The organism is Sphingobacterium olei (assembly GCF_005048855.1).
Lineage (GTDB): Bacteria > Bacteroidota > Bacteroidia > Sphingobacteriales > Sphingobacteriaceae > Sphingobacterium > Sphingobacterium olei.
In genome coordinates, this window is the sequence record NZ_SUME01000001.1 from 534,529 (window position 1) to 556,342 (window position 21,814).

The 21,814-nt window shown below is 38.3% G+C and carries 20 protein-coding genes and 2 tRNA genes; 10 read left to right on the forward strand and 12 right to left on the reverse strand.

Translation table 11 applies throughout. The features are described from left to right. Positions 1-91: 91 nt before the first annotated feature. A complete protein-coding gene (locus FAZ15_RS02215; protein ID WP_136899678.1) occupies positions 92-2,311 on the forward strand; it encodes a glycosyltransferase family 4 protein in 2,220 nt (739 codons plus the stop codon). On the opposite strand, the gene FAZ15_RS02220 is transcribed toward FAZ15_RS02215, so the two are convergent. Beyond that, positions 2,308-3,774 carry a glycoside hydrolase family 130 protein gene (locus FAZ15_RS02220; RefSeq protein ID WP_136899679.1) on the reverse strand — a complete coding sequence of 489 codons (1,467 nt, stop codon included), beginning with the start codon at positions 3,772-3,774 and terminating at the stop codon, positions 2,308-2,310. The two genes, FAZ15_RS02215 and FAZ15_RS02220, sit on opposite strands and share 4 nt — an antisense overlap. Positions 3,775-3,954: 180 nt before the next feature. Between FAZ15_RS02220 and FAZ15_RS02225 the strand changes: the two genes are divergently transcribed. After that, positions 3,955-4,746 carry a patatin-like phospholipase family protein gene (locus FAZ15_RS02225; RefSeq protein WP_136899680.1) on the forward strand — a complete coding sequence of 264 codons (792 nt, stop codon included), beginning with the start codon at positions 3,955-3,957 and terminating at the stop codon, positions 4,744-4,746. A 45-nt stretch (positions 4,747-4,791) separates the two neighbouring features. On the opposite strand, the gene FAZ15_RS02230 is transcribed toward FAZ15_RS02225, so the two are convergent. Then, the gene (locus tag FAZ15_RS02230) at positions 4,792-5,616 is read right to left on the reverse strand and encodes an alpha/beta fold hydrolase (protein WP_136899681.1); all 825 of its coding nucleotides are present in this window, start codon (positions 5,614-5,616) and stop codon (positions 4,792-4,794) included. Between the two features lie 158 nt (positions 5,617-5,774). Between FAZ15_RS02230 and FAZ15_RS02235 the strand changes: the two genes are divergently transcribed. The 4 genes from FAZ15_RS02235 to obgE all read left to right on the forward strand — a co-directional run bounded on the left by FAZ15_RS02235 (position 5,775) and on the right by obgE (position 7,765). Then, positions 5,775-5,848, forward strand: a tRNA-Arg gene (locus FAZ15_RS02235). A gap of 182 nt (positions 5,849-6,030) precedes the next feature. Then, positions 6,031-6,104, forward strand: a tRNA-Arg gene (locus FAZ15_RS02240). A gap of 74 nt (positions 6,105-6,178) precedes the next feature. Continuing rightward, positions 6,179-6,754 carry an adenylate kinase gene (locus FAZ15_RS02245; RefSeq protein ID WP_136899682.1) on the forward strand — a complete coding sequence of 192 codons (576 nt, stop codon included), beginning with the start codon at positions 6,179-6,181 and terminating at the stop codon, positions 6,752-6,754. A gap of 12 nt (positions 6,755-6,766) precedes the next feature. After that, a complete protein-coding gene (obgE, locus tag FAZ15_RS02250; protein ID WP_136899683.1) occupies positions 6,767-7,765 on the forward strand; it encodes a GTPase ObgE in 999 nt (332 codons plus the stop codon). Between the two features lie 79 nt (positions 7,766-7,844). Here the strand turns inward: obgE and FAZ15_RS02255 are convergent, their stop codons facing one another. After that, positions 7,845-8,798: an acetyl-CoA carboxylase carboxyltransferase subunit alpha gene (locus FAZ15_RS02255; RefSeq protein WP_136899684.1), complete on the reverse strand. Its 954-nt coding sequence runs from the start codon at positions 8,796-8,798 to the stop codon at positions 7,845-7,847. Positions 8,799-9,010: 212 nt separating this feature from the next. On the opposite strand from FAZ15_RS02255, the gene FAZ15_RS02260 reads away from it, so the two are divergent. Further along, positions 9,011-9,883 (forward strand): mechanosensitive ion channel family protein, encoded by an 873-nt coding sequence (locus FAZ15_RS02260; RefSeq protein ID WP_136899685.1) that lies wholly within the window; start codon positions 9,011-9,013, stop codon positions 9,881-9,883. Here FAZ15_RS02260 and coaA read toward each other — a convergent pair. From coaA to FAZ15_RS02300, 8 genes are all read right to left on the reverse strand, one after another. Beyond that, positions 9,870-10,823: a type I pantothenate kinase gene (coaA, locus tag FAZ15_RS02265; RefSeq protein WP_136899686.1), complete on the reverse strand. Its 954-nt coding sequence runs from the start codon at positions 10,821-10,823 to the stop codon at positions 9,870-9,872. The genes FAZ15_RS02260 and coaA overlap by 14 nt on opposite strands. Before the next feature lie 95 nt (positions 10,824-10,918). Further along, positions 10,919-11,320, reverse strand: a complete 402-nt coding sequence (locus FAZ15_RS02270) for an OsmC family protein (protein ID WP_136899687.1) — start codon at positions 11,318-11,320, stop codon at positions 10,919-10,921. Positions 11,321-11,326: 6 nt separating this feature from the next. Next, positions 11,327-11,701, reverse strand: coding sequence for a methylglyoxal synthase (locus FAZ15_RS02275; RefSeq protein ID WP_136899688.1), 375 nt, complete (start codon positions 11,699-11,701; stop codon positions 11,327-11,329). A gap of 66 nt (positions 11,702-11,767) precedes the next feature. Further along, a complete protein-coding gene (locus FAZ15_RS02280; protein WP_136899689.1) occupies positions 11,768-13,000 on the reverse strand; it encodes a nucleoside recognition domain-containing protein in 1,233 nt (410 codons plus the stop codon). 39 nt (positions 13,001-13,039) lie between these two features. Beyond that, positions 13,040-14,320: an anthranilate synthase component I family protein gene (locus FAZ15_RS02285; RefSeq protein WP_136899690.1), complete on the reverse strand. Its 1,281-nt coding sequence runs from the start codon at positions 14,318-14,320 to the stop codon at positions 13,040-13,042. A gap of 8 nt (positions 14,321-14,328) precedes the next feature. After that, complete coding sequence (locus tag FAZ15_RS02290; protein WP_136899691.1) at positions 14,329-15,600, reverse strand: adenylosuccinate synthase; 1,272 nt, start codon at positions 15,598-15,600, stop codon at positions 14,329-14,331. 126 nt (positions 15,601-15,726) lie between these two features. Then, entirely contained in the window at positions 15,727-16,215 is a 489-nt protein-coding gene (locus FAZ15_RS02295; RefSeq protein ID WP_136899692.1) for a Fur family transcriptional regulator, read from the reverse strand. Between the two features lie 78 nt (positions 16,216-16,293). Then, complete coding sequence (locus tag FAZ15_RS02300; protein WP_136899693.1) at positions 16,294-18,501, reverse strand: RelA/SpoT family protein; 2,208 nt, start codon at positions 18,499-18,501, stop codon at positions 16,294-16,296. A gap of 145 nt (positions 18,502-18,646) precedes the next feature. On the opposite strand from FAZ15_RS02300, the gene FAZ15_RS02305 reads away from it, so the two are divergent. Genes FAZ15_RS02305 through bshB1 form a run of 3 tightly spaced genes read left to right on the forward strand, consistent with a single transcriptional unit; the run spans position 18,647 to position 20,546 of the window. After that, positions 18,647-19,288, forward strand: coding sequence for a DUF4294 domain-containing protein (locus FAZ15_RS02305; RefSeq protein WP_136899694.1), 642 nt, complete (start codon positions 18,647-18,649; stop codon positions 19,286-19,288). Positions 19,289-19,295: 7 nt separating this feature from the next. After that, positions 19,296-19,787: a glutathione peroxidase gene (locus tag FAZ15_RS02310; protein ID WP_136899695.1), complete on the forward strand. Its 492-nt coding sequence runs from the start codon at positions 19,296-19,298 to the stop codon at positions 19,785-19,787. A 39-nt stretch (positions 19,788-19,826) separates the two neighbouring features. After that, the gene (gene bshB1, locus FAZ15_RS02315) at positions 19,827-20,546 is read left to right on the forward strand and encodes a bacillithiol biosynthesis deacetylase BshB1 (RefSeq protein ID WP_136899696.1); all 720 of its coding nucleotides are present in this window, start codon (positions 19,827-19,829) and stop codon (positions 20,544-20,546) included. A 279-nt stretch (positions 20,547-20,825) separates the two neighbouring features. On the opposite strand, the gene FAZ15_RS02320 is transcribed toward bshB1, so the two are convergent. Beyond that, a complete protein-coding gene (locus FAZ15_RS02320; protein WP_136899697.1) occupies positions 20,826-21,809 on the reverse strand; it encodes a bifunctional riboflavin kinase/FAD synthetase in 984 nt (327 codons plus the stop codon). Between the last annotated feature and the right edge of the window lie 5 nt (positions 21,810-21,814).

Here is a 21,814-nt window from a genome sequence, read left to right on the forward strand (position 1 = left end):
TTTGCTAATGCAAAGCATTTTGCTTATGTTTGGTTGGAAACGAAAACATTTTTGATTCTTTTCTACTTATTAGAATAACATAGAATTAAACATGAAAATCGCTTATATTAGTACCTACGCCCCGAGACAATGTGGAATAGCTACCTTTGCCCACGACATTCTTTCCGCTATTTCTTTTAATGATCAAGATAAAAAAATAGACCAACATGTTTTTGCATTGACAGACGAGGGAGAAATATATGATTATCCTGACGACGTCGTATTTTCAATTGCCCAACATACATTGGCGGATTATATTAAAGCAGCTGAATACATTAATCAGCATCAATATGATGTTTGTGTATTGGAACATGAGTACGGTATATTTGGAGGAAAAAGCGGTGATTTTATACTTTCACTAATTGACAACCTTGACATTCCACTTGTTGTTAACCTACATACTGTCCTGAAAAGGCCGTCGGTCGATGAGAGGTCAATTTTAAATCGCATAGCACAGCGGGCTTCGAAGCTTGTGGTGATGAGTCAATTTGCTATTGAGTTACTTACCCAAGTTTATAAGATTAAAGAAACGAAAATACTTTTGATTCCCCACGGTGTACCCCAATTTTCGGTCGAGCACCAAGATGCCAAACAGAAACTAAACCTGTCGGATCGCAAAGTCATTATGACTTTTGGTTTCATTGGTAGGAGCAAAGGAATCGACGTCGCGATAAAAGCACTACCAGCTTTAGTTGCTAAATTCCCGGAGGTGCTATACTTAGTTGTTGGTAAAACACATCCAACAACCCTGAAAAGAACCGGAGAGGAATACCGACATTATTTAGAAGAACTGGTAGAAGAGCTGAACCTGCAAAACAATGTCCGCTTTGTCAATTTATTTGTTGATATAGCAGATCTATCGCTTTACTTATCTGCCTGCGACATATATATCACGCCCTATGTCAATGAAGCTCAGATCACTAGCGGTACACTATCTTTTGCAGTTGGTGCCGGAGCTGCAGTGTTGTCTACTCCATACTGGCACGCAAAAGAAATGCTCGCAGAGGGGAGGGGCGTGCTGTTTAACTTTAACGACGATAAAAAACTAGCACATATATTGTTGGATCTTTTTTCCAATCCGGATAAGCTGGACACCGTCCGGCAGAAGGCTTACTTGTATGGGCAGGAACTTTCTTGGAATAAATTAGGTGTTAGGTATATTAACCTTTTTGAGCGGGTGGTTTTGCGGCAAGTGGAAGAAGATGCTGTAAATCAGCTAAAAAAAATAGCGTTGTATTTCCCAGAATTTGATCTTACACATATCAAAAGATTGACTAACCATGTCGGTATTCTGCAGCATGCCAAGTATGCCACGCCAAACTATCACCACGGTTATTGCCTGGATGATAATTCTCGAGCTATGCTATTGGCGTTAATGGCCTATGAGTTATATCCGTCAGAAGAGCTGGAGGGACTAATTTCAACCTATCTAAATTATGTGCATTATATGCAACTGGATAGCGGTAAATTTAGAAACTTTATGTCCTTTTCTAACGAATTTCTGGATGACGAGGGTACCGAAGATTCGTTCGGCCGTACTATCTGGTCTTTGGGGTATTTGCTGAAAGCAGCACCGTTCAATAGTTTTTATCAGATGGGAAAAGAGCTTTTCTTCAACGCCGTTCCCCACTTTAAAACGATGAAATCCGTACGAGCAGTAGCCTATAACATAATGGGGGTAACCTATTATCTTGAGCACCAGCCTAACGATAAGGATGTATTAGCAGAACTGAGCGCAATGGCGCATTATATTGTCAGTGAATATCGACAGAATTCAGGTGAAAACTGGCAATGGTTTGAAAAGATAATTTCGTATGATAATGCACTTTTACCGTTAAGCATTTTAAGGGCAGGGACGATTTTGAAGGACGATGTGCTCATAGAAGTAGGAATGGAGAGTTTTAAATTTCTGGATCAGTTAATTTTCGAAAAAGGATACTTATCCATTATAGGAAATACAAAATGGTATGTGGAAGGGGCCGAAAGAAGCAAATTCGGACAGCAGCCTATTGAGGTTTCCACCGTCATATTGCTCTACGATCAAACGCACAAGATAACGCAAGACGAAAAATACCTTACGAAGATGATAAGTTCATTTCAATGGTTTTTAGGTAAAAATGAGCTTCACCTCAGTTTGTATGATCCAGAAACGAAAGGATGCTGCGATGGATTGGAGAGCCATGGCGTAAACCGCAACCAAGGGGCGGAAAGCACGATCTGTTTCTGGATTTCATACATGCATGTAAAACGGGTGCTCACTGCACTGACCTAAGATTCGATCAATGCGGTAAGAAGTTCTTCCAATTCAATAGTTGCATAGGTTGAAGCGTAATCGGACATAGCGTACGGTATGATTAAATGACCATTATGTACGATCTGTCCACAGGAATATACCACATTCGGCACATAACCTTCGCGTTCCTCCGCATTGGGATATAATAGCGGTTCCTTGAGCTTACCAATAATTTTAGTAGGGTCCTCTAGATCGAGTAGTATCGCACTAATGGTATATTCCCGCATTGGTCCCACGCTGTGGGTAAGTAAGAGCCAGCCCTTATCCGTCTCTATTGGCGATCCGCAGTTACCGAGCTGTATAAACTCCCAAGGGTATTCAGGACCGGTAAGCAGGGTGATGTCCTGTTGCCAGTTATTGATATTGTCGGAAAAAGCGATATAATTATTTTCGCCGTCGACGCGACAAAGCATCGCGTACCTTCCATTAATTTTTCGAGGAAAGAGTGCTGCACCTTTATTTGCTATCTTGCCATTGATGGGCAGTACTTTGAAATGTATAAAATCTTTCGTTGACAACAATTTTGGCAATATGGTGAAACCATCATATGCCGTGTACGTCGCATAGTACGTGACTCTATCTTTTTCATCGATAAACCGCACGAAGCGCGCATCTTCGATACCTCTTTGTTCCGTATCACTGATCGGGAAAATAACGCGTTCTGAAATCGACGTGTCTAAAGAATAGGTCATTTCATAGTGGGACGAAGCAAGCCACATTATCTGATTCATTAGCGTTATGCCATCTAGACTTAACTCATTTTCACGTTGCATCTCGATCACATATCGACGCAACTCTTCATACGTGAATGTATCCGTCAGCTTATTTCTAATAATATCTAAAACGTGTTCTTCCGGATAATGCATTTGTAGCAACTTATTGACAAAATCGTCCTTTTGGTAGCGATGGCTTTTTATCACTTTAGGTTTTTCCAATAAGGCGCCTGCTGTATCTTGTTTAATATTTAAATCGTTATCGATGACAGCAGACCGAAATACGATAGACGAAACATGACCTTCGCCAGTAGCTCTAAAACTCAAAATTATCCTTTTTTCACCGTCACGCAGTTGTGTCTGGTCGATCGCTTCTACTACCGAAGGATTGAAAAAAGCGGCAGCTTCGATAGAGTATTCCATCGTGAAATAGGAGCCGATAAGTAGCTTTTGCTTGTATGAAATATCAGTATCTCGGATATTCATACCATGAAGTAGAGATTGTGTACGTTTATAGTTTTTTTCTAAAATAGAAACCACACTGCGATGACGTTTTGAAAAATTACGTAGTACCTGATTCAATGTGTCCGCCTGTTGCTCTCTACTCATACTCAACACGCGATTCACCACTTTACTAGAGCGTTCTACACTCAGGTTAAAATAGCGCGCTAATACACGTTTTGGATCAGGTTTGAAGAATATGTTTTTTCTGATAATATTAAGGGTCATAAAGATATTTTTATTATATAACGGTAAAAGATTGTAAATTGTTTGAAATTAATTTATAATCTGTTAAGACGAAGATATACTAATTTTACGGGAATAAAAATGAGACGCATGAATTGCCAATATTTGTGTTGAAAACAAAAAAAATATACCAAAAGAATAAAGAAGTTTAACTTTACATATATGAAGCAAAAAATATCTTTAGTATTGGGAAGCGGCGGTGCACGGGGCATTACACAAATAGGTGTTATTAAGCTTTTGGAGGAACGGGAGCTGGAGATTGACGAAATTGTAGGATGCTCTATAGGTTCCTTGGTAGGTGCAGCTTATGCAGCAGGAAAAGTAGGTTTGCTCGGTGACTGGATGAGTAAGTTGACAAAAAGAGATGTCTTTAGATTACTTGATTTCTCCAATCCGAGGTATGGTCTATTAAAAGGTATGCGTGTATTGGATACATTGCATGAGGTTTTTGGAGATGTTAATATCGAAGACCTCCCTATCAAATATACTGCAGTAGCTACAGATTTGCGAAATGATAGGGAGGTGCTTATTCGGGAGGGGAGTATATATCAGGCCATCAGGGCTTCCATTGCCATACCTGCTGTATTTACCGGAATTGATCTGAAGGATCGTTATTTGGTAGATGGAGGGGTCTTAAATCCTGTACCTGTTAACCACGTGCAGAATAAGACGAATATTATTGTTGCAGTCAATTTAGACGGCCGCCCGGATGCAACTTCAGCCAAAGTATTTGGGAAATTGAATGCAATAGCTTTATTGCAAGAGTCTTATTATGCTATGCGTCGGAGATTGAGTGAAATGAGTTTAGAACTTTATAAGCCAGATTATACAGTTCATATTCCGCATAATATGGCCGGCATATGGGATTTTCCCCGCTCTGCTGAACTTATTAAAAAGGGACATGAACTCGCAAAAGATGCTATTCCAAACGATCTCTTAAAAAAGTATGGCTAGCCTTATAGAACTAATCTTCGGCCATTGTGTTTACGCTTTCACAATTTAATATTCGAGTAAAAAGGCATTCATCTGCTTGTTGAAAGCTAGGGGATCTTCGACGTTGGGAAGATGTCCGCAATTCTCCAATTCGGTGAATTGTGATCGCTCTATTTTTTCGTGCATGTGTTCCATTGGCTCTCTAGGTGTAATTTTATCAAGAGATCCCCGTAAGAGTAAAGTAGGCACATTTATTTTTTTTAATACTTCTGAAGTATCTGTGCGCGCAGCGAGTGCCAAAAGCGTGGCGCATATATTGTTTACGGTATTGCGTCGAATGCTGCTTTTGATCATTTCAATAGCTTCGGGTTGCTTTTCAATGCTATCTTTGGCAAAGAGGTTGTCGATAAAGCCAATGGCGAAAGGCCGACGCCCATGTTGGAGGACAGATTGTATTGTGTCAAAGCGCTTCTGTTTTCCGGCGTTGTCATCTGCTAGATGATGGGTGTCAGATAATATTAATCCTTTTATTTTTTCAGGGAACAATTCATAAGCACGAAGAGCAATATAACCACCCATCGATATCCCGCATAGAGTAACATTATTCAAGTCCAGTTTCTCTATAAATACTTTGAGGTCTTTTGCAAAAACGTCAATACTAAAAAAACCATGACCACTTGTCGTTAGTCCGTGTCCACGTATATCTACTGCAATGCCGGTGATGTTATCTTCCAAGGATTCCAGCTGATCCTTCCACATGTTTTTATTAAAAGGAAATCCATGAAGGAAAACTATAGTTTTCTCATTTTTCTCGATTGCTTTTTTTATATAGTAAGAGATGCTGATATCACCAATTCGGATCTTATTCGTACGAATTATACGTTCTGCCATAAAAAATAATAAAATATAAATATATTGATATCAACAATATAGCGAAAAGATTGTTTTTAAACAATGAAAAAAGCTAAAAATAATTTGCTAAATTTAAAAAAGTGTCGATATTTGCATCACTAAAACCAATAAATCACGTTGGTTTTGAATAAAATGCTGCGCTCATAGCTTAATTGGATAGAGCACCTGACTACGGATCAGGAGGTTAGGGGTTCGACTCCCTTTGAGCGCACATTATTTCTTCCTAAAACGTAATAATCTACTTTTTTTTCTTTATGAGGCGTAATTATCGGATAATTTGCGTTATTATATTGAATCTTAAAATGTAAAAAAAAGTTTGTGATAAACTAGATAATTCTCTATATTTGCATCACCAAAACAGAAAAGGCTGTTAGTCATGAAGTGATGGTTGCCGCGCTCATAGCTTAATTGGATAGAGCACCTGACTACGGATCAGGAGGTTAGGGGTTCGACTCCCTTTGAGCGCACTCATTAACTGAAAAGCCTAATTCTTTAAAACGGATTAGGCTTTTATTTTGTCATAATATAACAACTAAAACTTATGCTAAACCTTGTATTATTCGGACCTCCAGGAGCAGGAAAAGGTACTCAATCGGAAAAACTTATTGATAAATACCAATTAGTCCATGTTTCTACCGGAGATATTTTTCGTTCGCATATCAAGAATCAAACAAGTTTGGGGCAGCAGGTAAGCCAAATTATAGCTGAGGGAAATTTAGTTCCCGATTCTATTACTATCGCTATGTTGGAAGAGGAAGTCAAAAATAATCCAGATGCTAAAGGATTTATTTTCGATGGTTTCCCCCGCACTGTCGCTCAGGCAGAAGCTTTAGATAGGTTTCTCGCGGATAACAATACTGCTATTAGCGGAGTTATCGCGCTGGATGTAACTGAAGAAGAATTGACGCAGCGTATTGCGAAGCGCCAAGAGATATCGGGAAGAGCTGATGATGCTGCTGATAAACTTAAAAAGCGTATTGAGGAATATTTCCATAAGACTATCCATGTGTTACCTTATTATGAGGAACAAGGTAAATTATCGAAAGTGAACGGAATTGGTGATATAGAAGCTATTTTTGCTGAGTTATCAGCTGTTATTGATAAATATAGTGTTTAATTTTTAACTAGTATGGCGCAAGGCTCGAATTTTGTTGATTATGTGAAAGTGTGTTGTCGTTCGGGACATGGTGGAGCTGGTTCTGCGCATTTACATCGCGATAAACATACAGCTAAGGGTGGTCCTGACGGTGGAGATGGTGGTCGTGGTGGACATATTATTCTCAAAGGTTCCTCTCAACATTGGACTCTATTGCATTTGAAATATAGGAAACATATTATCGCTGCAGATGGTGAACGTGGAGGTGCTTCCTTACGCTCTGGAGCGACCGGGACGGATGAGATTTTAGAAGTTCCGTTAGGTACTGTGGCTAAAGATGCTGAAACTGGGGAGGTTCTTTTTGAGATTACAGCGGATGGAGAAACTCAAATCCTAACTCCAGGTGGGAAGGGAGGATTAGGTAATTGGCACTTTAAATCAGCAACACAGCAAACACCTAGGCATGCGCAACCTGGTATACCGGGTAAGGAACAATGGGTTATTCTTGAACTGAAGGTATTAGCCGATGTTGGGCTTGTGGGTTTTCCTAATGCGGGCAAGTCGACATTGTTGTCGGTCGTGTCGGCAGCAAAACCAGAAATTGCAAATTATCCGTTTACAACCTTGGTTCCTAATCTTGGTATCGTCGGCTATAGAGATAGTAAATCTTTCGTCATGGCGGACATTCCGGGAATTATCGAAGGAGCATCGCAAGGAAAAGGTTTAGGGTATCGTTTCTTAAGACATATCGAACGAAATTCCGTTCTTTTATTTATGGTGCCGTCTGATACCGATCGTACAATTGCAGAAGAATATAATATCCTTCTGAACGAGTTGACTACATATAATCGTGAACTGTTAGACAAACCTCGTTTATTGGCTGTTACTAAATCGGATATGCTGGATGAAGAATTACAAAATGAAATGAAGCTGCAGCTTCCTCCTCATATTCCATATATATTTATCTCTTCTGTAGCAGGTAAGAATATTCAGGAATTAAAAGATATGCTGTGGAGGACCATCAATTCTTAAGCGCATATGTAAGTAAGATAAAATTAAAGGCTAACCGATTTTACTTGATTAGCCTTTAATTTTATCTGTATAGTATACTTTATTCGTTTACCACGCCCATTTTACTGAACTTATCAATACGTTCGGCAACTAACGTGTCTGTATCTTTTGCTTGAAGAACAGTTAAATCGCTTAAAATTTTATCTTTTACGTTTTGAGCAGCAATTAATGGGTTTTGATGAGCGCCACCTAATGGCTCAGCAATGATACCGTCAATTAACCCATTACCCAACATGTCTTTTGCGGTAAGTTTTAGTGATTCAGCGGCCTTTTCCTTCTGATCCCAACTGCGATATAAGATAGAAGAACAGGATTCGGGAGAGATAACGGAATACCAAGTGTTGTCCATCATATAGACTCGATCACCAATACCGATTCCTAAAGCACCGCCTGAGGCTCCTTCGCCTATTACGATACAGATTACGGGAACTTTTAGAATCGACATCTCTAACAGATTTCGTGCAATAGCTTCTCCTTGACCTCTTTCTTCTGCTTCTATCCCAGGATAAGCACCCATTGTATCAATTAACGTGATAACGGGTTTGTTGAACTTTTCTGCCATTTTCATTAGACGTAAAGCTTTACGGTACCCTTCAGGATTCGCCATACCGAAGTTACGGTATTGTCTTTCTTTGGTATTTTTTCCTTTTTGATGCCCGATTACCATGACAGATTGGCCACCTATAGACGCAAAACCACCTACTATTGCTTTGTCGTCCTTAACCGTACGGTCACCGTGTAATTCAACAAATTCATCACAAATCATTTCGATATAATCGAAGGTTTGTGGACGCTCCGGATGGCGGGACATCTGAACCTTTTGCCAACCGGTCATATTATTGTAGATCTCCTGTTTGGTTATTTCCAATTTTTCTTCTAGCTCACGTACAGTCGCGCTCATGTCTACTTTCGTTTTCTCGGCTACCTGCTGTACTTTTTCTATCTGTGTTTGCAAATCTGCAATTGGTTTTTCAAAATCAAATGTTGTTTCCATATAAAAGCTCTTTCACTTTAAGCGAGCTAAGTTAGTGTATTTTTGTCTATTTTAAAATATTTGCGTGCTAAAAAGAACCCTCAACAATAGAAGAGAATCAAATGGTATTTATTATCTATTGGAAGTATTTTATAATAAGTATGACTATATAATCAGAAATTATTAAGCTACATTCTAAATAAATTTACTAGTTTAGCATGTTATGTTTTCGTATGGTAGAGAAAGAAAATAAGAATAAAATACCCATTTCTTTTATTTTAAAAATTGTCGCAGTTATTCTGTTAATAGGCTCTTTTTTGTTGTTTGAGGATAAGATTAATGAGAATAAATGGCTTATTCAAGTCATTAAAGGTTTGAACACCTTTTTGATTCCCAGTATAATACTTTCTGTCTCCCGTTTTATTGTGATTGCATTATATAACGCACAACATGCTAATAAAGCGGTACGAGGAAATTTTGTATTGGGGATTAATCGTCTTACTGCAATCCTCAATGCCGTATTTGCAATAATAGCCATCATGATTGCATTGGGAATAAATCCTATTGAATTTGTCACAAGTTTGACCATTGTTGCGATGGCTATTGCGGTCCTATTCCGGGATTATATTACGAATCTGATAAGTGGTTTATTCATTATGTTTTCCGAACAGCTTTCTGTAGGCGATCGTATTAAAATAGGAGATCATAAAGGGCGAATAGTTGATATTACCTTTGCAAATGTCATTGTGCAGAATGAAGAGGATGATATTGTAATGGTGCCGAACAACCTGGTTTTTACCAATCCTACCGTTAATTTGTCGGCTCATCGGTCTAATTTATTTACCGTCAAATTCGAACTCCCGCTACATGCTGCGACCGAAATAGATAAATTAGAAAATGAAGTACAAGCGGTGATATTGAATCATCCAAATTTAGCAAAGGAGAGCGATATGATATTGAATGTCGAAGAAATTGGGAAGGATTTCGTGCGATATAAAATTGAACTGCATGCCATAAGCAGCAGCAATCGCCTGCATAAACAATTGGAGAATGAGCTTTTAAGGCAGATCCTTATTTTTGAAAAAACTTTAATTAAATCTTCCTGACTTTAATTGTTTTTACAAAGTGCTGTGAACCTTTTTCCAAAATTAAGTCTGCACGATATTTGGTTGGTAGAATATTGTCCAGAAGATTTGGGCGATTGATTTCGTTCCAGATTTGGGTGGCCATTTGAACACTTTCCTCCCGGGATAAATCCGCGTATTTGTGAAAATATGACGATGGATCCTGGAAAGCTGTTGCACGTAGGGATTCGAACCGGTTGATGTACCAATTCACAATATCCTTTTCTGCAGCATCTACATAAATGGCGTAATCAAAAAAGTCAGATACGAATACACCTGATCCTTGTGTACGTTGCGAATTGACTTGTAATACATTTATTCCTTCTACAATCAGGATATCAGGATTTTGTATCTTTTGTTTTTCGTGCCCCAGTATATCGTATTTCATATGAGAGTATACAGGCACGGTGACTAATTTTTGCCCTGATTTCATAGACGAGAGAAAATTTAATAAGCTTTTTGTATCATAGCTTTCTGGAAAACCTTTTCTGTTCAATATATTACGCTCGACAAGAATCTTGTTGGGGTATAAAAAGCCATCGGTGGTTACCAATTCAACTTTAGGTTTATCAGGTAATAGGGATAATACCTTTTTTAATACGCGGGCTGTTGTACTTTTTCCTACGGCTACAGAACCGGCTATACCAATAATGAAAGGTAATTTTTGTTGAGTTCGTTGAAAGAAACTATTGTTGTTATCGCGGAGTGTTGTGTAGTTGTTAATATGTAGCTCCAAGAGGTGAGATAGCGGAAAATATACCTCTTCAATCTCCTGCATATTCAGCGGCTCGTTTAAGGCATGTAATTGGTCAATATCCTGAGCAATTAGGGTATGATTAAAATGTCCATTCAGACTCTTCCATTCTTCTCTTTCGAAGGTTTGGTAAGGATTGCTGAATGTTTGCTCGCTGAGAGATGTCATGAAAATATGCGTTGATACTAAAATTTTGCCAAACTTAGATAAAATGCTTTGTATTCACAAACGAACATAATGAGCTCATGCATACGAATAATAAATTATATCATATTGCTTTCTATTGTAATGGGATTAGTCAAGATGCTGTGAATTGGACATTTATCGGCAATTTTATATATACGTTGTTTCTGTTCGGGAGTAAGGTCGCCCGAAAGTGTGATGTGACAACGGATGTACGTGGTCTGTTGTTGTTCGCTTTTTTTTACTTCTGAGGATAAACGCACTTCCACTTTGTCTAATGGCCAATTTTTTCGATCGGCATACATGCGCATTGTCATGGCTTTGCATGTTCCTAAAGAAGAGAGTAGCAGTGGAGTAGGCGAGAAGCCCTTATCTTGTCCACCCAATTCCTCGGGCTCGTCAGCAATGATTGTGTGCTTGTCAAAATTGATCTCGGTTGTGTATTTTTCTTTCCCGATGATAACGCTAACTTCTTTCGTCATGTTGATTTATAAGTTGTCGTCTAAAAGGCCTTCAATTATTAATGATCCCGTTCCCGGATTTGTGGCTAGTGGAACATTGTACAGATCACAGATCCGCATCAACATTTGGATATCAGGTTCGTGTGGGTGCTTGCCCAAGGGATCCCTGAAAAATATTATCCCGTCAATTTTCCCTTCAGCTGCCAATGCCGCTATTTGCGCATCGCCGCCTTTAGGACCACTTAATTTGAGTTCAACTGCGAGTCCAGTTTGTTGGATATAAGATCCCGTTGTACCTGTAGCAACGAGCTTCGCTTTGCGTAAATATTCGATATGATCTTTTACAAAACCCACCATTTCGGCCTTTTTTCCGTCGTGAGCAATCAGTGCAATTGTTTTCATCTATTTATTGATAAGTTTAAGCTTTTATTATGTATACGTCAGGTTCATTTTTTATAAAAAAGTTGATTAACCGAAGAATATATATGCTAAAAAAATTGCCGCTATTAATCCTACCAGATCAGCTATTAAACCACACGTCAGGGCGTATTTGGTATTCTTAATGCCTACTGAACCAAAATAAACAGCCAATACATAGAAAGTAGTTTCTGACGACCCTTGTATGATGCTAGCAAGTCTTCCTTGAAAAGAATCTACACCGTAGGTTTCCATAATGTCAATCATGAGTCCTCGGGCTCCACCACCGCTAAGTGTTTTCATGAATCCAACTGGTAAGGTGGGGACAAATCGTGTGTCTAATCCAAAATATGAAACTATCGAGCCAATCCCATCTACAATATAATCCATACATCCTGTCGTTCTAAAAGCCGAAATCGCGACCAAAATTGCTATTAGAAATGGAATGATCATCACAGAGGTTTTAAAGCCTTCTTTGGCACCTTCTATGAACGAATCATAGACATTGATCTTTTTTGCTGCAGCGTAGGCAATAAACAACACGATGATAGAAAAGATAAGTAATCCACCAATTAACCCAGTTATTTTTTGAATTTCGTGGGGGGGTAACCCATTAAGTCCAAAGTATAGCAAGCACATCAGTCCGACAAAAAATCCGAGAAAGATAAGAATAGGAAGCTTAAAAAGGTTAATCTTCTGATAAGCCGCTACGGCTATCATACCCGATACGAATGATATAAATGTTCCGATAAGCGACGGGATAAAAATGTCTGCAGGATTTTCTGCGCCGGCAGCCATACGTAAGGCAATAACAGAAGTTGGTATCAAGGTGATGCCCGCAGTATTCAATACTAAAAACATGATCTGGGCATTGGTAGCCGTGTCTTTTTCTGGATTGATCTCATGCATTTCCTTCATCGCTTTTAAGCCTAGGGGAGTCGCTGCATTGTCTAATCCCAACATATTGGCCGAGAAGTTCATAATAATAGAACCGTTTGCCGGATGGCTTTTTGGAATTCCAGGAAATAATTTACTGAAGAAGGGGCTTACTCCTTTTGCAAACAAGGTAATCATGCCGGCCTGTTCTCCAACCTTCATAATGCCCAGCCAAAAGGTCATAATACCAATGAGTCCTATCGATAATTCAGCACCCGTTTTTGCGCTATCAAAAATACCGTTAACAACTGCTGAGAAAATTTCTGTATCACCAAAAAATATGAGCTTTATAAATGCAACAACAAAAGAGATAATAAAGAAGCCTACCCAAACGTAATTTAATGCCATATGCTTGTTTGTTTGAGTAAATGTAGTATTTAAGAAGGATTATTCCAATACAGTGTTAAGCGTTTTTAGTATAGCACTGGCTTTTAGTTCACACTCGTTATACTCCTTTTCGGGATCTGCTTCTATGGTCAAAGCGCCCCCTGTGTGAAAAGAAAGATATTTAGAACTTTTGTTGTACAGAATGGTGCGAATAATGACATTAAAATCAAAATCGCCATTAAACGAAAAATAGCCAACAGCACCAGCATATACACCTCTACGGCTTATTTCATATTGATCACATAGACGCATGGCACTAATTTTAGGTGCTCCTGTCATCGATCCGGCAGGAAAGGTATCTTTAATTACCTGGATATCAGATTTTGATTGATCTATTTTACAAGTAATAGTTGAAATCAATTGATGAACCTGTTTAAAGGTATGTACCTGTGGTCTCTTTTCTGCCGCTACCGTACCGGGTAATGCGCTGCGTGTTAGATCATTGCGTACAAGATCGACGATCATTACATTTTCAGCAATCTCTTTCGGATTGTTTTTTAATGTATGAATGATTTCCTGATCTTCCTGTGGCGTATTACCTCGCGGTGCAGTACCTTTGATGGGCTGTGATATTAATATATCGCCTCTTTTGGCTAAGAAACGCTCTGGCGATGCCGATAAAATGTATTTGTCATTCGCTTTGAAAAACGTGGAAAAAGGAGTAGGAGAGACAGTATTGAGTTTGGTGTAAACCGCTAACGGATCTAACTCAACATTTTCAGCATAAAATTCCTGGCATAAGTTTACTTCGTAAACATCCCCTCGTTTGATGTGATCCATCATCCGATGAAAAGCATTGAAATAAGCTTTTTTTGAAAATCGTCTTTTTATTTTCTTGTTAAAGTCAGCAATAGATTCGGTAGAAGAATAATGATTTATCGATTCGTAGATTTGAGAAGGTTTCTCAGCTTCTATTTCAATAGATGTACCGATAAATTTAATAAGGACTTTTGGAATAAAAAAATATGCATCTGCAAAACCTACTGGATTGGGAAAGGAGGTCTTTAGTGATTCAATCTCATTCTTAAGATCATAACTGAAAAAGCCAAACATCCAATTGCTGGAATGTTTGGCTTTAAATATTGTTAATTTCTCAAAAGTAGTAAGGCTATCACTTTCAAATATTTCGGATGCATCTACAGCGAGCATCGCATCTATTGATGCATAATCATCCTTGTAATCATTAGATTGAAGAAAACATACTTGTTCAAACTGTTGCGCCCATTGTAACGCCTTAGCCTGAAAAATGTTTCTGTTTACTTCATAAGTGGCTTTAGCCATAGTATATTTTAGAGTTCTATAGTTTGAATGCGGTCCGGACCTACAGACAAATATTTGATAGGCACTTCTAGCGCTTTTTCTAAGTATGCGATGTAATTTGCTAATGCTGCTGGAATTTCATCTTTGCTACGGATACCTGTTAAATCTTGATTCCATCCTTCGATTTCTTCGAGAACTGGTTCTGCTGTATGCGTGATAATCTCATAAGGCATATAATCGATTATCTCACCGTTGTATTTGTAATGTGTGCATGCATAGATTTTATCAAATGTATCCAATACATCTGCTTTCATCATGATTAGCTCCGTGACACCATTTAGCATGATCGCATATTTCAAAGCAGGGATATCAATCCAGCCTGTACGACGTGCACGGCCAGTCGTTGCTCCAAATTCATGTCCCAATTGCCGTAGTCTTTCACCGGTTTCATCATCCAATTCGGTTGGAAAGGGGCCACCGCCAACACGTGTAGCATAGGCTTTGAAGATTCCATATACCTCTCCAATTTTGTTTGGAGCAATACCCAATCCTGTACAAGCTCCCGCAGTAGTGGTATTGGATGAAGTTACGAAAGGATAGGATCCGAAGTCAACATCCAAAAGCGTACCTTGAGCACCCTCCGCCAACACTTTTTTTCCTTCCTTTAAATATTTATTCACCAAATGTTCCGAATCTACATGCGGGATCGTTTTAATGAACTCAATGGCATTTAAGAAAGCTTCTTCTTTTTCAGAAAAATCTGGTATTTCACCGTAATGTGCAAGAATTGAAAGGTGTTTCTCTTTTAATTTTTCATAACGTTCTTGGAAGTCCGGAAGCGTGGTGTCACCAACACGTAGGCCATTACGACCCGTTTTATCCATATAGGTCGGGCCAATGCCCTTTAGCGTTGAACCGATCTTGCCTGCGCCCATTTTGGATTCGGATGCCGCATCCAATAATTGATGAGTGGGTAAGATCAAATGTGCCTTGCGTGCAAGTACTAAATTACCTTTACCAACTGGGTCGAAACCAGCAGTTTTCAGGTTGTCTAACTCTCTTTTCAGAATAATGGGATCAATTACAACACCATTACCGATTAGATTAAGTGTTCCTTCGTTGAAAATTCCCGATGGGATCGTGTTCAAAACAAATTTTTTGTTGTCAAACTCCAATGTGTGTCCGGCATTAGGACCGCCTTGAAAGCGAGCGATTAAATCGTATTTTGGACAAAAAACGTCTACGATTTTTCCTTTACCCTCGTCGCCCCATTGTAGGCCCAATAGCACATCAACTTGCATAGTTTTTTTATATTGAGATTAATATTGAATGTATGTTTCCGTTTTACTAAAAATAAAATGTTCAGAAATTGAAAAAGCAATTTCTGAACAAATTTAGTATATTATACGTTGGATTGGGAATTAATTTTAAATTACTTCCGCGTGGATTTTTGGATTGGTGTGCACTTCCTTATTTCTGCAGTCTTCGCATACACCATACAAATTTAGCGAGTGATGTTTAATGTCAAACTTTAATAATTCACCCATCATACTTTGGATTTGGTGAATACGAGGATCACAAAATTCTACCACTTTATTACATTCTATGCAGATAATATGATCATGTTGTTTATAACCATAAGACTTCTCAAATTGTGCCATATTTCGCCCAAACTGATGTTTGGTGACCAGGTCACAAGATACCAAAAGCTCCAATGTGTTGTAAACAGTGGCTCGGCTCACACGATATTTTTTATTTTTCATGTGGATATACAGGGACTCCACATCGAAATGGTCTGTTCTTGAATAAATCTCTTCCAAAATAGCATAACGCTCTGGAGTCTTTCTTAAATTTTTGTTTTCTAAGTAAGCTTCAAAAATTTTTTTGACTGTTCCGTAATTTTCACCTTGATTCATAGTTTTTATTACTCCTGAACAAATTTACCAATTTCTAATCTATTTTTTGCATTAATATAAAATCTGATATTTAAATGATTAATTTTCAGATTCATAACGTGTTACACTTGTAATACCTGTTACCTGCTTTAAATGCTTAATCAGATTGTCTAATTGCTCTGTATTATTCACATGTACCATGATATTTCCTTCAAAAATACCCTCATTACTGGATATGGATAAGGATCTAATATTCACTTTAAACTCTTGCGAAATGACAGTAGTAAGTTGATTAACAAGCCCTACATCATCGATACCGATGATTCGTATCCCGGTCAAAAATGCGGTGTCATGTTGCGAAGAGGACCATTTTGCTTTCAATATCCGATAACCATAGTTAGCCATTAATTTGGACGCATTTGGGCATGATGTACGATGAATTTTTATACCATCATTGACCGTTAAAAAACCAAAAATATCATCGCCGGGGATGGGGTTGCAACAAGGTGCTAATGTATAATCTATTTTTTGGTAATCATCACCGATTAGAATAGTGTCGACATCTTTCTTATTGATCTTTTCAACTAACCCCGAGATATGAGATGCAAACTGGTTATTTGTTACCTCAGGTAGTTTTTCGTTCGCTACATACTCCCTTAGATTTTTGATGTCAATTACGCCCTTGGCAACGTTATAAAATAACTCTTGAGAACTTAGGAATTTGAAGTAATTGGCAATCTTATTGATGTTGTCTGTATTGTAGGTGATTTTTAAGGATTTTAGTTTGCGTTCTAATATTTCTTTACCTTCCTCTGCAACACGTCTTTTTTCTTCCTTCAGTGAAGACCGGATCTTGCCCTTTGCTTTTGCCGTGATAACAAAATTCAACCAATCTTCTTTTGGTGTTTGTTTACTGGAAGTGATAATTTCAACTTGGTCACCATTTTGCAAAGGGTGGCTTAGTGGGACTAATTTATGATTCACTTTTGCTCCAATGCAGGTGGCTCCAATATCAGAGTGTATTTCAAAGGCAAAGTCTAAGGCTGTAGCTCCATTTGGCAATTGAATCAATGTGCCTTTAGGTGTAAAGATGAATATCTCATCAGAGAAGAGGTTCATCTTGAAATCATCCAAAAAATCCAATGCATTTGGCTCTGGGTTACCTAAGACATCTCTTACTTTTTGAATCCATTGGTCCAATCCATTATCTGAATTAGACTCTTTGTACTTCCAGTGTGCGGCAAATCCTTTTTCAGCGATTTCGTTCATCCTCCGCGTACGGATCTGTACTTCCACCCATTGTCCTCGAGGGCCCATTACTGTAGTATGTAGGGATTCATACCCATTTCCTTTGGGGGAAGATACCCAGTCGCGTAAACGATCTGGATTTGGGCGATAAAGGTCTGTAATGATGGAATAAACCTTCCAACACTCCGTTTTTTCCTTATCAATATCGGTATCTATGATGACGCGAATAGCGAATAAATCGTATACTTCCTCAAACGGAATAGATTTTTTACGCATTTTGTTCCAGATAGAATGAATCGATTTTGGTCTACCGAATACATCTGCAGTAATGCCCTGTTCTACCAATATTTCTTTCACCGGAGAAATAAAATCGGCAACGAATTTTTCTCTTTCCGCCTTCTTCTCATTTAATTTCTTCGCGATAAACTTATACGTGTCCGGATCTGTATATTTCATGGAGAGATCTTCCAGTTCCGACTTGATGGCATAAAGTCCTAACCGGTGAGCTAAAGGAGCGTATAAATAGCTTGTTTCTGAGGCAATCTTCAACTGTTTGTGACGTGCCATAAACTCCATTGTACGCATGTTGTGCAAACGGTCGGCAAGCTTGATGAGGATTACGCGCACATCGTCGGCAAGCGTCAAGAGCATTTTTCGGAAATTTTCTGCCTGAATGGAGCTATTGGGATCAAATACGCCTGCAATTTTTGTTAGACCATCGATAATTCGAGCTACTTTTTTTCCAAATTGATCTTCTATGTCGCGGAGCGTCATATGGGTATCTTCTACCACGTCATGCAATAATGAACATACGATAGAAGTTGTTCCCAAGCCTATTTCTTCTGCCGCAATTTGGGCGACGGCAATAGGATGGTATATATAAGGTTCGCCGGATTTTCTGCGCATTTCGATATGGCTTTCCAAAGCCAGATCGAAAGCCTTTCTGATCTCTTGCTTGTCACCCTTTTGTAGGGTGGGTTTGCATGCCCTTAATAAAGCTCTATATCTTTTACGAATTTCTTTGTTTTCCGCCTCAATATCAATCACATATTCTTCCATAAAAACTATTTTCTTTTTTTCGTAATATCAGTGAATTTTACTAATTTTATTTAATGGTTTGAAGATAAGCTTTTGGGACTTATTATTAAACAAATAAAATTAAGAAATTTTAGTTTAATTTAAAAGGGTTTTCGCCGTTTTGTTGATGAATAAATGTTTATATGCATTGCTTTTAATTGGTTATTGGGCATTCGGTTCAGAGAGCTATGGACAGACTTTGACTTTACCTCATTATGGAGCAGGGACACCCGAGACGGTTGAATTCTATACCACGACAAAATTGGAGTCCGGCGAAATTGCTCCTTGGTTTCCGATTGAAGAAGTGGTAATCGTAGCCAATCGGATTTGGAAAAATGAAGAGCAACGTCAAACCTATTTTAGACTGAAAAGAAATGTTTTACGGGTGCTTCCATATGCGATATACGCGCAAAAGAGATATGAAAAATTGGATAGGGATCTTGCGATGACTAATTCCAAAAAAGAAGAAAGAAGGCTGATAAGGGCATGTGAGGATGAGATTAAGCAGAAAATAAATTCTGAAGTTAAAAATTTAACTATCTCTCAGGGTAAAATTCTGATAAAATTAATAGAAAGGCAGACTGGTAATACCAGCTACGATCTGGTAAAAGATATGAAAGGGGGAGTGACTGCTTTTGTTTATCAAGGGGTCGCCCGTGTATTCGGTCATAATTTAAAAACCACTTTTGATCCAAAAGAAGATTTTGAAATAGAGAATATAATCCGCGAATATGAACGTGTAAGACCGATTAGTAATCAATATCAATAGCATACAGATGAAGACGATTTACGATTATAAGGTTCTTGAGTTCTCGGGTAACGAAAAATCTTTACTTGATTATACCGGTAAGGTGGTGCTTATTGTTAATACGGCAAGCAGATGTTATTTTAGAAAACAATTTAAAACGTTAGAAAAGCTTTATCTTAAGTACAAGGATCAGGGATTTGAGATATTGGCATTTCCTTCTAATGATTTTCTTAATCAAGAACCGCGGACGGGACTCAACTTGGAAACATATTGTCGTCTAAATCAACAAATCTCTTTTCCTGTTTTCAAACGTATACATGTCAAAGGGGACTATGTTCATCCTTTATATAAATTCTTGCAGACAAAAGAATTAAATGGAAATATCAATGTGAAACCTTATTGGAACTTTCATAAGTATCTAATTAACAAGAATGGAGAAGTCGTAGATTATTACTGTTCCTTTACCAATCCCATGTCCGATAAAATACAAAATCGTATTGAACATTTGCTTTCCCAGTAAATTGTCGGAATTCTGTACCTTTGTACAAATAATAAAAAGATGATATTAGACTTAATGGTGATGACAGTACATCCAGACGATGCCGAGTTGGGCGCTGGAGGTACAATCGCTAAATATGTTGCAGAAGGAAAGAAAGTAGGTATTATAGATCTTACTCGTGGAGAATTAGGCACAAGAGGTACGGCGATTACGCGCGCAGAAGAAGCGAATGCCGCGGCGAAAATTTTAGGCGTTGAGGTGCGAGAGAACTTGGGCTTGCGCGATGGTTTTTTCTTAAATGAAGAAACCTCTCAATTATCTATTATCCGTACACTGAGAAAATATCGTCCAGAGGTGATTATTACAAATGCTTGGGACGATCGCCACCCTGATCATGGCAGAGCTAGCAAACTGGTTAATGATGCTGTTTTTTTATCGGGTCTTCGACGTGTAGAAACGGAATTGGACGGCGTGACGCAAGAAGCTTTCCGACCAAGGTTACAGCTACAGCTTATTCAAGATAAATATATCCAGCCTCACGTGATCTTAGATATATCCGATTATTGGAACATCAAAGAACAATCGATTTTAGCTTATAAAACACAGTTTAATGCTTCATCTGATGATGATGGTCCGAAGACATATATCTCCAATCCGGATTTTATGGAATATACAAGAGGTAGGGCGAGAGAGCTTGGCCGGAATATACAGGTGAAATATGGGGAGGGGTTTACTGCGAGAAAATTATTGGGGGTAAAAGATTTGTTTGATCTTATCTAGTGGTTATATTAAATGAGAAGACACTGTTTAAAAAGCAGGATTAAACTGCATACACATACATTGTCATTCTGGGCTTGCCGAAGAATCCGAAGGGCTCATGGAAGATAACCGAGCTTGCGAGCTCAGCACGGGTGATTTAAATACTTGATTTATAATCATAGTTTTTAAATCGTTATTCATTTGTGTTTGTATTAAACTACATGAATGATTGCTTCGCAATTCCTGCTGTAAAGATGATAAAAAATATAACGTTTAGCCTTTTTTAAACAACCTCTGCTTCTAATAATTTTTATCAAAATAACTTCTGATTGCATCTTCATCTTTTTTAATCTGAGTCTGAAGATCTTCTAAATTGTCAAATCGCTCGTCATGACGTACAAAATGCAAGAATTTAATGCGTAGCGTTTTTGAATAGAGATCATCTTTAAAATCCAAAAGATTCACTTCAATTTTACGGTTCATGCCGTCAACTGTAGGTCTAGTGCCTATATAACACATACCTTTAGCTAAGGCAATGGGTTCAGGATGAAGATAATTGCCTGAACCTGTTGACGGAACTTTGGGATAAATCTCTACTTCGACGGCGTAAATACCATAAGCGGGAATAAGTTTATGGCTTTCATGTACGTGTAGGTTAGCCGTTGGAAAACCGATTTGTCGGCCAATTTGATCACCCCTTACAATCGTACCAGTCAATTCAAATGGATATCCCAGATATTTATTAGCGGTATCAACATCACCTTTAATAAGTGCTTCACGAATACGAGTAGAGGATACGGCGACATCATCAATATCCTGTTCAGGAATTTGATCTACACCAAAATCAAATATTTCGGAAAAGTGAACTAAGTCTTTAATAGAACCGGTTCTATTCTTGCCAAAATGATGGTCATAGCCGATGATGATTTTTTTTGTACCTAATTTTCCGACCAATACATTTCGAATATATTCCTCTGGATTTTGATTGGAAAAGTCGCGTGTGAAAGGAGTAATAATTAAATGATCTAAACCCGCGAGAGCAAGACGATGTGTCTTTTCCTCAATATCGTTAATGAGCTTTAAAGCTTCATCATCAGGGTTAATAATTAATCTCGGATGTGGAAAAAAGGTCAAAAGAACAGATTCTCCATTGTTTTCTCTCGCACAATCTACTAATTGTTTTAAAATCTTTTGGTGCCCAACATGCACGCCATCGAAAGTGCCTATGGTTACAATCGCATTCTCTAACGTATTGAATTCTTCAAGATTTTTATATATTTTCATCTATA